The following is a 13621-nucleotide window of genomic DNA, read 5'->3' as shown; positions in this document are numbered from 1 at the left end:
GGGTTCTAGAGTGTTATGAGCGGAGTTGTTGTAGAGGTGTCTGCGTGTGGTCTGTCAGCTACTTAGTCGTTAAGCTTGAGGGCCTTCTTAATGGGGATGTAGAGGGCGGTCACGATGATGGCGTTGGCAACACCGGTGGCGACGACGACAGGAGCCATGACGCCCATGAAAGCCGGGTTGTTCATGACGCCAAAGGAGAAGATCGCCGCGTAGATCATGCCGGAGATGAAGGTGACAACAAAGGTGCTGACGAGCGGGAGCAGGCCCTTGACCTTGGAGTCGGCGAGCACGGAGACGAGCAGAGCCATGACCATGGCGGCGACGGGCTCGGCGATCAGGTCGGGGCCCTTGACGGAGGCGGTGATTTGGATTACCACGCCGGCGAGGAGGCCGATAATCGCGGATTGGCCGATGTTGGGCTTGACGATGAGAATCTCGAGGCAGAAAGCCGCGATGATGAACTCGGGCGAGAGGAAGCCTCCGGTGAGGCCGCTAAAGAACTTGGAGACGGTCATGTTGAGGACGAAACCGGCGGCGAGGAGGATGGCATAGAGAGTGAGTGCCTTGAGGTCGAGTTTGCCGCGGTCAGTGGTCTGGACGGTGCGGGGCTGGGCGGTGGTGTTCTGATACATGTTGAAAATCCTTTCGGAAGGGGAGTGCAAGGGAAAAGCGGAGGCGCGTGATGCGAATGCGATCGGGCTCGAGATAGAAAAAGGCCCCCGGTCGAAACCGGAGGCCTTCCAATCACCTAGAGCGCAAAAACAGGCGTGAGGGACTCACCGTCGACCGATCGTATTCGCATCACGCCACCACCAGTTGTTGAGAGACGTCATCGTGTTCTTCATCTTGGTGGCTCCTTTCGTGATGCCATGGCGCGGTCGCGCCCAGTTGCTGTTGCGCTGCACTATAGCACAGCAAAGTGTTTGCGGGGAATCTTTTTTGAAAGATTTCAGCGACGTTTCCCGCCGGTCGAAGGGGCGGGCTGAGCGGGCGGGCGACCTTGGCCATCCCGCCCGCGCCTTAAGGTGTGGGGTTCTTAGGCCTTCTTGCGACGATAGATCACGAAGCCACAGACACCGATGATGATGGCGCCAACACCCATGGCGGCCATGTTGTTGCCCTTGGACTTCTCCTCGGTGATTGGATGAATATCATACCAATGTGGAATTACTTCTTCCGGCGGTGGATTACGTTAATCGCGTAGCCCACGAGCATGGCCAGAACGATGACGATAAAGCCAATGATAGGGTTGTCGTTCACGGGGTCCTCCTATTTTCCGAGTGGAGAGAATTCGTCGACGATGAGGTCGAGGCATTGCGGAAGCGCGCGGGCGCCAAAGACACCGGAGTTGCTGGAGATGATCTCGCCATCGAACTGCATGCCCAGCGACGGCGTGCAGGTAATCTTGGCTTCCTTGGTCTGGATAATCTTAAACTGCGGGCGGCCGAGCACCTTGCCAGCGGGGTCGAGCGCGGCGGTGATCACCGTGGGGAGCAGCTGCACCGTGCGCACGGGTTCAATAACGACGATGTCGACCATGCCGTCGTTCATGCGGCAGTTGGGGAACAGGTTGATGTCGTTTTGGATGACTGAGGTATTGCCCGCCATGCAGCAGATGCCGTCGAGCTCCTCGACAATGCCGTCGTGTTCAATGGTAAAGTGCGCCACCGTGGGGTTGGGCGTGGCGAGCGCGGAGAGGAAGTAGGCGATCTCGCCAATGTCGTTTTTGGTGGGGGCGGCCTTCATCATGATCTCGGCGTCGAAGCCCGAGCCGGCGATGATGATAAAGCCGTGGCGCTTCTCGTTACCGTTCTCGTCGATCCAAAAGAGCTCACCCATGTCCACCTTGACCGTGCGGCCGGCGCGGCAAGCCTTGGCAAGCGCCGCCGCCTCGGGGGCATTACCGATGTTGTTAAAGAACAGGCAGGCCGTGCCGGAGGGGAAGATGAGCGTAGGGACACCGCACCCGCGCATCTGGTCGAGCACGTTGGAGACGGTGCCGTCGCCGCCCGAAACGACTACGCGGTCGAACTCACGAACGTCCGCTACCGCGTCCTCGGGCTCCATGCCATCGCCGATAAAGCGCATTACGACCTCGTCGCCGCCTTGTGCAAGAGCGTGCGTGAATGCGTAGATTTCATCGGAGCTGGGACCCGATGCCGGGTTGTGGATGATAAGGCAGCGCATACTTACGTTCCCGTTCTGTGACTAACCGAGTATAGTTGTAGGGCAATGCCGATATCCTACCCGTGTTTTTCGGGCCTAACCTTATTCGATGGGTTGATATGTACATTTCCACACATCAGGCTCTACTCGACTTTTGTCAGCGCGCTCGTGAGTTCGACGCGATTGCCGTCGATACCGAGTTTTTGCGCGAGCGCACGTTTCATCCGCGCCTGTGCCTGGTTCAGATTGCCACCCCTGCCGAGAGCGTCGCGGTCGATCCTTTGGTGATCGACGACCTGTCGCCGCTGGCCGAGCTTATGGCCGACGAGAGCGTGGTCAAGGTCTTCCACGCCTGCTCGCAGGATATGGAGGTCATGCTCCACACCGTGGGCGCGCTGCCGCGACCGATTTTTGACACGCAGGTCGCCGCCGCCTTTTTGGGTGAGCGCCAGCAGATTTCCTACGGCGCCCTCGTTCAGACGTTCTGCGGCGTATCGCTGCCCAAGACCGAGTCGCTGACCGATTGGTCGCGCCGCCCGCTGAGCGATAAGCAGATTGAGTACGCGATCGATGACGTCAAGTATCTGATCGTCGCCTATACCGAGATGATGAGCCGCCTGCGCGAGCTGGGCCGCGTGGACTGGGTGCTCGACGAGTTGCGCCCGCTGGCAGACGAGTCGCACTACCGCGCCGACCGGCATGAGGCATTCCGCAAGGTCAAGCGCATCAACTCGTGTAGCCGCCATCAGCTGGGCATTGCGCGCGAGCTTGCCGCCTGGCGCGAGGACCGCGCCGAGCGCCGCAACATCCCGCGCAAGTGGGTCATGTCCGACGATACGCTGCTGGCGCTCGTCAAGCGCAATCCCGTGCGCGTTGAGGAGTTCCGCAGCATCCGCGGCACCGATCAACTGGGGGAGCGCGATGTGGACGGCGCGCTCATGGCCATCAAGCGCGGCGCGAGCTGCCCGCACGATCGCCTACCGCTCATGGTGCGCGGACATCGCCAGATCTCTCCGGAGCTGGAGAGCGTGACGGATCTCATGTACGCGCTCATTCGCCTGGTTGCCGAGCGTTCGGGCGTGGCGACCTCGGTCATTGCCTCGCGCGATGACCTGACCGACTATATTGAGCATCCCGAGCAGAGCCCTTTGCGCGAAGGTTGGCGCTTTGAGCTTGTGGGCTCGCGCCTGGACGATCTGCTCTCGGGCAACATGGGGTTGACGGTGAAGGACGGCAAAATCGAGCTCCTGTAGGTATATGGTTACGCGGTTTTACCAAACCGCGTAACGGCTCGACGCTGCAAACGGCCGAGAGTGGCAATCTGACGTTCAATCGTCGCTCGCGTACCAAAGTACGCGTCGCTTCTCTTTCACGTCACCTTGCTCGCTCTCGGCCGTTTTCACTGACATTGCCAAAACATCGATGCTGTCTCGTTGGCTGGGCGAGTGGGTAGAATGCCTTCAACGTGTAACTCGATTCGGAGGAATTCGCATGCCCTATTACTATGGTTATGGCTTTGGCATCGACCCGCTGTACCTGCTGGTCGTCCTTGTTTGTACGGTGCTCGGTCTTGCCGCGCAGAGCTATATCAACTCGACGTATAAAACCTGGTCCAAGGTTCGCTCGGACGGCGACACGGGCGCTGCGGTCGCGCGCCGCATGCTCGACGCCAGCGGTTGCAATGCCGTGGGTATCAAGGGCGTCGCCGGTGAGCTCACCGACCATTACAACCCGCAGGATAACAACCTGTATCTCTCGGATGCCAACCGTTCGGGCGGATCGGTCGCAAGCGTTGCCGTCGCCTGCCACGAGGCGGGCCACGCCGCCCAGCGCCAAAGCGGCTATGCCATGATGAAGGTGCGCACTGCCCTGGTCCCGGTCGTCAACTTTACCCAGAACACCTGGACCATCGTGTTGCTCTTGGGCCTGTTTATGAACATTGCCGGGCTCACAACCCTCGCGCTGATCTTCTTCTCGTTTAGTGTGTTGTTCCAGCTGGTTACGCTGCCGGTCGAGATCGATGCCAGCCGCCGCGCCGTGGCGTACATCGAGCAGTCGGGCATGAGCTCCAAGCAGGTCAACGGTGCCAAGAAGGTCCTGACGGCAGCCGCGCTTACCTATGTGGCCGCAGCGCTCACCTCGATCATTCAGCTGCTCTACCTGATGGCTCGCTACAACAGAAACTCCAACCGATAACAAATTGGCTTGACAGGCGCCGCGGGGATTTGTGTCCCCGCGGCGCTGTACTATGTGTTGGACTTGAATTTGCGCAGGGCTGGAGCCTTTGTGCGCGATAACGAAAGGAGGCTGCGTGGCAGGCTGGAATCTAACCGGCAATGCCGTTTCCGCCGAGTTTGACGGCTCGGGCGATCAGGAGCGCAAGGAACTCAGCGTGAGCCAGGCGGTGGAGATCGCCGCCGGTGCACTCGATGCTATTCCGCAGCTGAGTGTTTTGGGCGAGGTCACGGGTTTCCGTGGCCCCAATGCCCGAAGCGGCCACTGCTACTTCCAGATTAAGGACGATTCGGCCGCCGTTGACTGCATCATTTGGAAGGGTGCCTATCTCAAGCGCACGTTCGATCTGCGCGACGGCATGCAGGTGAGCTTTAAGGGTAGCTTCAATCTCTATAAGCCCACGGGCCGCATGAGTTTTGTCGCCCGCTCGTTTTCGCTGGCGGGGGAGGGTCTGCTGCGTCAACAAGTGGCGCAACTGGCCGAAAAGCTGAGACGCGAGGGCCTGATGGACGAAGCGCGCAAGCGCCGCATCCCGGTGTTCTGCTCGCGTGTGGCGGTCGTCACCTCGCTTTCGGGTGCCGTAATCGATGACGTCAAGCGCACATTGCGTCGTCGCAACCCACTCGTCGAGCTCGTTTGCGTGGGTGCCAAGGTTCAAGGCGAGGGTGCGCCGGCAGAGCTCATTGAGGGTTTGCGTCGCGCCGCTTCCATTACGCCGGCGCCCGATTGCATTTTGCTCGTGCGTGGCGGCGGTTCCTTCGAGGACCTCATGACCTTTAACGACGAGGAGCTTGCCCGCGCGGTGGCGGCTTGTCCTGTGCCCGTGGTGACCGGCATTGGCCATGAGCCCGATACCTCGATTTGCGACATGGTGAGCGACCGCCGCGCCTCCACGCCCACGGCGGCGGCAGAATCGGTGGCGCCGGCTATGACGGAGTTGGCCGACGTGCTTGAGACGCGCCATCAGCGTCTGGGCGCCGCGATGGCTTCGATGATTGGGTCGGATCAGGTCGATCTGGAAATGCTCGATCAGCGTGGTCGCCGCGCTTGGGACACCTATACGGCTCGTCTGGGCGACGCGCTCGATGCGGCCGCGTGCCGCCCGTGCCTCAACGATCCAACGTTTATGGTCGAGCGTCGCGAGTCCGAGCTTGCCCTGACGGCCGATCGCCTGTCCGGCGCCATAACGCGTTCGGTTGGGGCCTTCCGCTCCGACTTTGAGCGCCTGCCCGAGCGCTTGATCGCAAGCACCTCGGGGCTCGATGGCAAACGCCATGCGCTCACGCTTGCGAGCTCCCGTCTGGAGCATCAGGGGCGCACGATGCTCAGCAAGCCCGCGTCCGACCTGGGCCGAGCTGCTGCGTCGCTCGATGCCTTGTCGCCGCTCAAGGTGCTTGCCCGCGGTTACTCCATCGCGTACAGCGATGACGGTGTGGCTACGAGCGCCAAGACCTTTAAGCCGGGCGACGCCATTCGCGTGCGCATGGCGGACGGCAACGTGGCAGCAACGGTCGATACGGTCGAGTAGGCCGCGTTTCATAGTGATAAACCTTTAGGAAAGGAAATAGATATGGCAGAGAAGACCCCGGTCGAGCAGCTTACGTACAAGCAGGCCTCGCAGGAGTTGGAACTTATTATTCGCAGCCTGGAGTCGGGCGATATGGAGCTCGAGGAGTCGCTCGAGAGTTATACCCGCGGCGTCGAGCTCCTCAAGAGCCTGCGTACCCGCCTGTCCGATGCCGAGCAGAAGGTCTCGGTGCTCCTGAAGGACGTCGACGGCAACGACGTGCTCGCCGACGGCGAAGCCGCCAACACCGACGACAACCTTTCGTTCTAACCACCTCGCAGCCTACTTTGGGGTAGTCTTTTTGGGACGGGGCTTTTTTGACTACCCTTGCGCGACGGCTCGCCAGGTGCCTGCGCTTGCGAAAAAGTAGTCAAAAAAGCCCCGTCCCAAAAAGACTACCTTGGTCTGTGAGAAAGGAACCAACCATGTGTGATTGCATCTTCTGCAAAATTGCCAACCACGAGATCCCCTCGACCGTCGTTTACGAGGACGATCAGGTCATCGCGTTCGACGACCTCAATCCCCAGGCGCCGGTCCACACGCTCGTAATCCCCAAGAAGCACTACAGCGACATCGCCGACAACGTACCTGCCGAGACCATGGGCGCCATGGCCCACGCCATCCAGGAGGTCGCTAAGGCCAAGGGCCTGGAGGACGGCTTCCGCGTCATCTCCAACAAGGGCGTCAATGCCGGTCAGACCGTCATGCACTTCCACATGCACGTCCTCGGCGGCAAAAACCTGGGCGAGAACCTCATCTGAGGACGCTTCTTCCGTGGGATGAGGCGAAAGCTTAGGCACCGATAACTTATATATCAACGCAATAAACCCGAGCGCGAGGGCGTTTGGGTTTATTATTGAAGCGTATGTAACCTGGCGGCGCCACACCGCCTGTTAGTAGGGAGACACATGAACGTTCTGGTCGTCAACGCAGGATCTTCGACCCTTAAGTATCAGGTCATCGATACCAAGTCCCACAAGGTGTCCGCAAAGGGCTCCTGCGAGCGCGTCTGCTTTACCGGCGGTACCTTCACCCACGCTGCCAACGGTTCCAAGAAGGTGACCGAGAACATCGAGTTCCCCGACCACAAGGTCGCCATCGAGGTCGTCCTGAAGGACCTCGAGGCCAACGGTGTCAAGATCGAGGGCATCGGCCACCGTATCGTTCAGGGCGGTTGGTACTTCGGCGATTCCTCCCTCGTCGACGAGGACGTCCTCGCCAAGATCCGCGAGGTCGCTCCGCTCGCCCCGCTGCACAACAACCCCGAGGCCAACGTTATCGAGTACTGCCTCGAGCAGTATCCCGACCTGCCCAACGTCACGGTCTACGACACTGCTTTCCACTTCAATATGCCCGAGGTCGCCAAGACCTACGCCCTGCCCAAGGACGTCTGCGACAAGCTGCACATCCGTAAGTACGGCGCCCACGGCACCAGCTACCGCTACATCTCCAAGAAGGTTGCCGAGATGACCAACGGCGAGGCTCGCAAGGTCGTCGTGTGCCACATCGGTTCCGGCGCTTCCCTGTGCGCTATCGAGGACGGTAAGTGCATGGACACGACCATGGGCTTGACGCCGCTCGACGGTGTCATGATGGGCACCCGCTGCGGCTCCATCGACCCGGCTACCGTGTGCTACCTGCAGCGCGAGGGTGGCTACACCTTCGACGAGGTCGACGAGATGATGAACAAGAAGTCCGGCCTTTTGGCTGTGACCGGCGGCAAGACCAACGACTGCCGCAACGTCGAGGAGCTCGCCGCTGCTGGTGACCCCGAGGCTCAGCTCGCCTTCGATATGTTCGTCTACAAGATTGCCGCCAAGGCTGCCGAGATGGCCACTTCCATGTGCGGTATGGACACCCTGATCTTTACCGCCGGCATCGGCGAGCACGCTCCGGCCGTTCGCGCCGGCGTGGCCGATCGTCTGGCCTTTATGGGCGTTAAGATGGATCATGCCCGCAACGCCCTGCGTGGCGACGGCGCCTGGTGCCTGTCCGCCAAGGATTCCAAGGTCAAGATCTTCGTCATCCCCACGGACGAGGAGTTCATGATCGCTTCCGACGTCGAGCGCATCGTCAACGGCAAGTAATTGCAAGAGGGGAGGGGCTGGGCGACCGAGCGCCGTTCGGCCCCTCTTTTGCGCTCGTTGGGCGATATGCTGATAGCTATTTATCAAGATATGATAACTTCTTATTAACATGCGGTCGCCTTAAGGGGTCTGCGTCGACCGTATTGCACTGCAAAGGAGTCTCATGAACGTACTTGTTGTCAACGCCGGCAGCTCAAGCCTTAAATATCAGCTTTTGGATACCGATACCCGCGAGGTTTTCGCCAAGGGCAACTGCGAGCGTATCGGATCGGACATGGGCATCTTTGGCCACTCCGAGAACGGTGGCGCCAAGCAGACCGAGGAGGTCCCTTTCCCCGATCATCGCTCTGCTATCGCTCGTGTGCTCGAGGAGCTTGAGAAGACCGACTTTACGATTGATGGCATTGGGCATCGTATCGTTCAGGGCGGCTGGCACTTCGATGATTCCGCAGTCGTTGACGACGAGGTCATGGCCAAGATTCTTGAGGTGGCACCGCTCGCCCCGCTGCACAATTACGGCGAGGCCGCGGCAATCGAATATTGCCGCGAGAAGTATCCGGAGCTGCCCAACGTGGCCGTCTTCGATACCTCGTTCCACATGACCATGCCCGAGGTTGCCTACACCTACGCCCTGCCCAAGGACGTGTGCGACAAGTACCACGTGCGCAAGTACGGCGCCCACGGAACGAGCCACCGTTACGAGTGGATGATGGCCAAGGAGATCCTGGGTTCGCGCTGCCACCGTCTGCTTTCGTGCCATCTGGGCAACGGTGCTTCGCTCGCCGCCATCGAGGACGGCGTGTGCCGCGACACCACGATGGGCCTCACGCCGCTCGATGGCCTGATGATGGGCACCCGTTGTGGTTCCATTGACCCGGCCACCGTGTGCTACCTCCAGCGCGAGGGCGGCTACAGCTATCAGGAAGTCGATGACATGATGAACAAGCAGTCTGGTCTGCTTGCCATCTCGGGTATCTCCAACGACGCCCGCGACATCCGCACGCGCGCCTCCGAGGGCGATGAGCGCTGCCTGCTCGCCTTCGACATGTTCGCCTACAAGGCCATGCAGCAGGCCGGTTCCATGATCGCATCCATGGCGGGCGTGGACACCATCACCTTTACCGCCGGCATCGGTGAGAACGACTGGTCGATCCGCAAGGCCTTCTGCGACTGCTTTGAGTGGCTGGGCGTGCGCATCGACAACAACAAGAACCGCGAGGCCGTGGGCAACGGCCCGCAGGTCATCAGCTCCGCCGGTTCCGCCGTCACGGTCATGGTCATCCCCACCGACGAGGAATACATGATCGCCCACGACGTCGAGCGTCTGACCAAGAACAACTAACGCGCTCGTTTGCATGTAAACGAAAGGCCTCCTGAGCAACAGCTCGGGAGACTTTTTTCTGGAGGGCGGACGGCGGAAACCCCATCCCATTTTGAACGCGGATTTTGGGACACACTTTCCGTTTGGGGCAGGTTGCGGAAAGTGCGACCCACAATAAAGCAAAATTCCGTCCCGCAGTTTCCCAAACAGCCCCCAAGTGGAAGCTACATCCCGCAATCCGCCTTCAAACCGGGACACGCTTTCCGGCAGAATGGCCGCCGAGGCCCTATAAGCCTTTCAAATCCAAAGTGACCATATCCGCATCGTTTGCCCCCCAGCAACGGCATCCAATCATTCAGATCTTCAGCCCCAGCTCGTAGCCAAGCCGCCGTCCACTCCAGATGCCCTGATTGCTGCGTTGCGGTAGAAGGCCGTACGGGCTAACCCCTGAAAACATTCCGCAGACCAGAAACGCCCCCGTTCGTAGCTCCGAAGGAGCAGAACGGGGGCGTTTCATTGGTCGAGGACGTTTTCAGGGGTTAGCCCGTACGGCCTTCGGGCGAGTGCGTGCGCTACTCAGCCATCTGAGCCTGGACGGCGGTGATGGCTACGACACCCACGATGTCGTCGGCAGAGCAGCCGCGCGAAAGGTCGTTAACCGGCTTGGCGATGCCCTGCAGGATGGGGCCGTAGGCGTCGGCGCCGGCGAAGCGCTGGACCAGCTTGTAGCCGATGTTGCCGGCCTCGAGGTCGGGGAACACGAGCACGTTGGCCTTGCCGGCAACGGAGGAGCCGGGAGCCTTGAGCTGGGCGACGTTGGGGACGATGGCGGCGTCGAGCTGCAGGTCGCCATCGATGGCGAGCTCGGGGGCCTTCTCCTTGCAGAACTTCACGGCCTCCTGGACCTTCTTGGCGACTTCGCCGCCGGCGGAACCCATGGTGGAGTAGGAGAGCATAGCCACGTGCGGCTCAACGTTGCCCATGAAGGTGGACCAGGAGTGAGCGGAGGCGATGGCGATCTCGGAGAGCTCATCGGAGGACGGGTTGATGTTGAGGCCGCAGTCGGCGAAGATCAGCGTGCCGTCGGTGCCGAACTGCGGGGTGTCGGTGCACATCACAAAGAAGGCCGAGACCAGCTTGGTGCCCGGGGCGGTCTTGAGGATCTGCAGCGCGGGGCGCAGAGTGTCGGCGGTGGAGTGGCAGGCGCCGGAGACCAGTCCATCGGCATCGCCCATCTTGACCATCATGGTGCCAAAGTAGGTGGCGTCCATCACCTGGGCGCGAGCCTGCTCGATAGTGACGCCCTTCTTGGCGCGGAGCTCGGCAAACTTCTGCGCGTACTCCTCGTGCTTCTCGGCATTGCGCGGGTCGATGACGGTAGCGCCGGGAACGTTGATCTCGTCGGGGTTGCCCAAGATGACGATCTTTGCCAAGCCCTCCTCGATGATCTTGGTAGCTGCGATGATGGTGCGCGGATCTTCGCCCTCGGGCAGGACGATCGTCTTAAGGTCGGCCTTGGCGGCAGACTTCATACGGTTTAGGAAATCGCTCATGTTACTCCTTACAAGCGTTTCGCTAAGCTCCAGGCACCCGGCTGTCCACGAATAAACCCGCTGCTAGCGGGTTTACCTTTCAAATATGTACGCCGGGGTGCTTGAGCTTTCCTTGTGTGGCAAGCTCATTATAGGACGCATTAGCGCTATAATCGCTCTGATAAATATGTCTCGAAGAATGTTCGAGAAAAGCCCAGCTAACGAGCCCGTGGCTTTTGACAAGGAGTATCGATGCAGATTACCTCAGGCCTGCCTGAAGGCTTTAACGCCGGCGCATATGACATGATTGTCGTCGGTGCCGGGTATGCCGGTGCCGTTTGTGCCCGCCGTCTTGCCGAGACCATCGGCTATCGCGTTGCCGTTTTGGAGCGCCGTGGCCACATTGCGGGCAATGCTTACGACTGCTTTGATGAGGCCGGGATCCTGGTCCACGAGTATGGTCCGCACATTTACCATACCTTTAACGAGCGCGTCCACAATTTTCTGTCGCGCTTTACCAAGTGGACGGACTACCAGCACAAGGTGCTCGCCAACATCAACGGCACCCTTATGCCCGTGCCCTTTAACCATGCGAGCCTCAAGCTCGCCTTTGGCGATGAGCGCGGCGAGGAGCTGTATCAGAAGCTCGTGGAGACCTTTGGCAAGGACGTCAAGGTGCCCATCATGGAGCTGCGCAAGAAGAACGACCCGGATCTTGCCGAGGTCGCCGATTACGTCTACGAGAACGTCTTTTTGCATTACACCATGAAGCAGTGGGGCCAGACGCCCGACCAGATCGATCCCTCGATCACCGGCCGCGTTCCCGTCTTTGTGGGCGACGATGACCGCTATTTCCCGCAGGCTCCCTTCCAGGGCATGCCGCAGGACGGCTATACCGCGTTGTTCGAGCATATGCTCGACCACGATCTGATTGATGTGTTCTGCGACGTGGACGCCCGTGACCTCTTTGAGATTGACGAGACCACCGTCAAGATCGACGGCAAGGTCTATGGCGGCGAGATCGTCTACACCGGTCCGCTCGACGAGCTGTTCAACCTCGACTTGGGCGCTCTGCCGTACCGTACGCTCGACATGAAGTTCGAGACGCTCGATATGGACCAGTTCCAGCCCGTGGGCACCGTCAATTACACCACGAGCGAGGATTACACGCGTATCACCGAGTTCAAGAACATGACTGGTCAGGTCCTGCCCGGCAAGACCACCATCATGAAGGAGTATTCCAAGTCCTATACGCCCGGCTCGGGCGAGACGCCCTATTACGCCATTCTGGAGCCCGAGAACCGCGAGCTCTATGAGCGCTATCTTGAGCGCGTCCAGAACCTGACGAACTTCCACCCGGTGGGTCGCCTGGCCGAGTATCGTTACTACGATATGGATGCCGTGACCAACTCTGCCCTCGATCTTTCGGATGAGATTATCGCCTGCCATGCATAAAGTCATATCATTCGGTATTCCCTCGTATAACGCCGCCAAGGACATGGACCATTGCATCACCTCCATTCTGGAGGGGAGCAATTACGCCACCGATATCGAGATCATCATCGTCGATGACGGTTCCAAGGACGAGACGGCAGCTAAGGCCGATGAGTGGGAGGCGCGTTACCCCGGTATCATCCGCGCGGTGCATCAGGAGAACGGCGGTCACGGCATGGCCGTCCTCTCGGGCCTGCGCGAGGCGCAGGGCACCTACTACAAGGTCGTCGACTCGGATGACTGGCTCGACGGTGCGGCGCTTTCGACCATGCTTTCGATTCTGCGTGGCTTTGAGGAGCGCGACCAGCGCGTCGATCTGTTTATCTCGAACTATGTGTACGAGAAGGTTTACGAGGGTACGCATACCGCTATTGGTTACAAGTTTGCCCTGCCGCGCAAAAAGATCTTTACCTGGGACCAGATTGGCCATTTCCGCCCGGACCAGAATTTGCTCATGCACAGCCTGTGTTATCGCACGGATGTGCTGCGCGCGTCCAATCTGCCTATGCCGCCGCACACGTTCTATGTAGACAATATCTACGCCTATGTGCCGCTGCCGCGCTGCAAGACCATGTACTACGCCGACATCGACCTCTATCGTTACTTTATCGGTCGCGAGGGCCAGAGCGTCAACGAGGCCACGATGGTCAAACGTCTGGACCAGCAGTTTCGCGTGACGCGCATTATGATGGAGGCGTTCCATCTGTACAGCGATGTCGAGTCGTCGCGTCTGCGCGCGTACATGATGGGCTATTTCACCATGATGATGGCAATTTGTTCGGTGCTAACCAAGCTTTCCGATGAGGATTGCGCCGACGAGCGCCTGACGACATTGTGGAGTGATTTGAAGGCCTACGACGAGCGTATGTATCGTCGTGCACGCTACGGTGTGGTCGGCTTCTTTACCAACCTGCACGGGCGGGCTGGAGACAAAACCACACTCGGCCTATACCGTCTTGCCTCAAAGATCTTCAAATTTAACTAGCTGTTGAGTAATCGCTGCTGATAGGTTGACTGGGCCCCTTGGCCTTTAGTTTGATACTGCGAACAGTCCTGCTCGCACGGAAAGCACATTAAGTGCTTTCCGGCTCGTGCGGAACTTGTATCAAACTAAAGGCCAAGGGGCCTTTGCTATAAGAATCGATTGTCAGGCTGCCTGAATCTGAAGATCTTGGACGCGCGGTACACAGGGGCCTGGGCTGAAAGAGATCTTGTTGAG

Annotated in this window: 13 protein-coding genes; 9 read left to right on the top strand and 4 right to left on the bottom strand. The window is 59.6% G+C overall.

The features are described from left to right. Positions 1-62: 62 nt before the first annotated feature. From ACTQ40_RS01390 to ACTQ40_RS01380, 3 genes are all read right to left on the bottom strand, one after another. Positions 63-632: a tryptophan transporter gene (locus ACTQ40_RS01390; RefSeq protein ID WP_441563169.1), complete on the bottom strand. Its 570-nt coding sequence runs from the start codon at positions 630-632 to the stop codon at positions 63-65. Positions 633-801: 169 nt separating this feature from the next. Further along, a complete protein-coding gene (locus tag ACTQ40_RS01385; protein WP_441563168.1) occupies positions 802-1008 on the bottom strand; it encodes a hypothetical protein in 207 nt (68 codons plus the stop codon). 261 nt (positions 1009-1269) lie between these two features. After that, positions 1270-2187: a diacylglycerol/lipid kinase family protein gene (locus tag ACTQ40_RS01380; RefSeq protein ID WP_427718460.1), complete on the bottom strand. Its 918-nt coding sequence runs from the start codon at positions 2185-2187 to the stop codon at positions 1270-1272. Between the two features lie 98 nt (positions 2188-2285). Between ACTQ40_RS01380 and rnd the strand changes: the two genes are divergently transcribed. The 7 genes from rnd to ACTQ40_RS01345 all read left to right on the top strand — a co-directional run bounded on the left by rnd (position 2286) and on the right by ACTQ40_RS01345 (position 9397). Further along, complete coding sequence (gene rnd, locus ACTQ40_RS01375) at positions 2286-3419, top strand: ribonuclease D (RefSeq protein WP_441540625.1); 1134 nt, start codon at positions 2286-2288, stop codon at positions 3417-3419. 238 nt (positions 3420-3657) lie between these two features. Next, positions 3658-4362 carry a zinc metallopeptidase gene (locus ACTQ40_RS01370; protein WP_441040951.1) on the top strand — a complete coding sequence of 235 codons (705 nt, stop codon included), beginning with the start codon at positions 3658-3660 and terminating at the stop codon, positions 4360-4362. Positions 4363-4477: 115 nt separating this feature from the next. After that, on the top strand, positions 4478-5929 hold the full coding sequence (gene xseA / locus ACTQ40_RS01365) for an exodeoxyribonuclease VII large subunit (protein ID WP_441563167.1): 1452 nt from the start codon (positions 4478-4480) through the stop codon (positions 5927-5929). A 42-nt stretch (positions 5930-5971) separates the two neighbouring features. Then, positions 5972-6238, top strand: a complete 267-nt coding sequence (gene xseB, locus ACTQ40_RS01360) for an exodeoxyribonuclease VII small subunit (protein ID WP_006234311.1) — start codon at positions 5972-5974, stop codon at positions 6236-6238. A 155-nt stretch (positions 6239-6393) separates the two neighbouring features. Then, the gene (locus ACTQ40_RS01355) at positions 6394-6729 is read left to right on the top strand and encodes a histidine triad nucleotide-binding protein (RefSeq protein ID WP_035137921.1); all 336 of its coding nucleotides are present in this window, start codon (positions 6394-6396) and stop codon (positions 6727-6729) included. 147 nt (positions 6730-6876) lie between these two features. Continuing rightward, complete coding sequence (locus tag ACTQ40_RS01350; protein WP_441563166.1) at positions 6877-8055, top strand: acetate/propionate family kinase; 1179 nt, start codon at positions 6877-6879, stop codon at positions 8053-8055. Positions 8056-8218: 163 nt separating this feature from the next. Beyond that, a complete protein-coding gene (locus ACTQ40_RS01345; RefSeq protein WP_427748213.1) occupies positions 8219-9397 on the top strand; it encodes an acetate/propionate family kinase in 1179 nt (392 codons plus the stop codon). A gap of 551 nt (positions 9398-9948) precedes the next feature. Here the strand turns inward: ACTQ40_RS01345 and pta are convergent. Then, a complete protein-coding gene (gene pta / locus ACTQ40_RS01340) occupies positions 9949-10929 on the bottom strand; it encodes a phosphate acetyltransferase (protein WP_427718446.1) in 981 nt (326 codons plus the stop codon). A gap of 231 nt (positions 10930-11160) precedes the next feature. On the opposite strand from pta, the gene glf reads away from it, so the two are divergent. After that, positions 11161-12363, top strand: a complete 1203-nt coding sequence (gene glf / locus ACTQ40_RS01335; protein ID WP_441015723.1) for a UDP-galactopyranose mutase — start codon at positions 11161-11163, stop codon at positions 12361-12363. Then, on the top strand, positions 12356-13387 hold the full coding sequence (locus ACTQ40_RS01330) for a glycosyltransferase family 2 protein (protein WP_427748209.1): 1032 nt from the start codon (positions 12356-12358) through the stop codon (positions 13385-13387). Before glf ends, ACTQ40_RS01330 begins: the two co-directional genes overlap by 8 nt. Positions 13388-13621: the final 234 nt, after the last annotated feature.

It is taken from the genome of Collinsella sp. Sow4_D11, assembly GCF_052116465.1.
In the GTDB taxonomy this organism is placed as follows: Bacteria; Actinomycetota; Coriobacteriia; order Coriobacteriales; family Coriobacteriaceae; genus Collinsella.
Note: the sequence above shows the minus strand (reverse complement) of the source record. Positions and strands in the feature narration are given on the sequence as shown.

Coding starts and splice junctions, on each gene's coding strand:
- ACTQ40_RS01380 (WP_427718460.1), bottom strand. CDS start 2,187: ATGCGCTGCCTTATCATCCACAACCCGGCATCGGGTCCCAGCTCCGAT.
- ACTQ40_RS01345 (WP_427748213.1), top strand. CDS start 8,219: ATGAACGTACTTGTTGTCAACGCCGGCAGCTCAAGCCTTAAATATCAG.
- ACTQ40_RS01385 (WP_441563168.1), bottom strand. CDS start 1,008: ATGGCCAAGGTCGCCCGCCCGCTCAGCCCGCCCCTTCGACCGGCGGGA.
- ACTQ40_RS01390 (WP_441563169.1), bottom strand. CDS start 632: ATGTATCAGAACACCACCGCCCAGCCCCGCACCGTCCAGACCACTGAC.
- ACTQ40_RS01330 (WP_427748209.1), top strand. CDS start 12,356: ATGCATAAAGTCATATCATTCGGTATTCCCTCGTATAACGCCGCCAAG.
- rnd (WP_441540625.1), top strand. CDS start 2,286: ATGTACATTTCCACACATCAGGCTCTACTCGACTTTTGTCAGCGCGCT.
- ACTQ40_RS01350 (WP_441563166.1), top strand. CDS start 6,877: ATGAACGTTCTGGTCGTCAACGCAGGATCTTCGACCCTTAAGTATCAG.
- pta (WP_427718446.1), bottom strand. CDS start 10,929: ATGAGCGATTTCCTAAACCGTATGAAGTCTGCCGCCAAGGCCGACCTT.
- xseB (WP_006234311.1), top strand. CDS start 5,972: ATGGCAGAGAAGACCCCGGTCGAGCAGCTTACGTACAAGCAGGCCTCG.
- ACTQ40_RS01355 (WP_035137921.1), top strand. CDS start 6,394: ATGTGTGATTGCATCTTCTGCAAAATTGCCAACCACGAGATCCCCTCG.
- glf (WP_441015723.1), top strand. CDS start 11,161: ATGCAGATTACCTCAGGCCTGCCTGAAGGCTTTAACGCCGGCGCATAT.
- ACTQ40_RS01370 (WP_441040951.1), top strand. CDS start 3,658: ATGCCCTATTACTATGGTTATGGCTTTGGCATCGACCCGCTGTACCTG.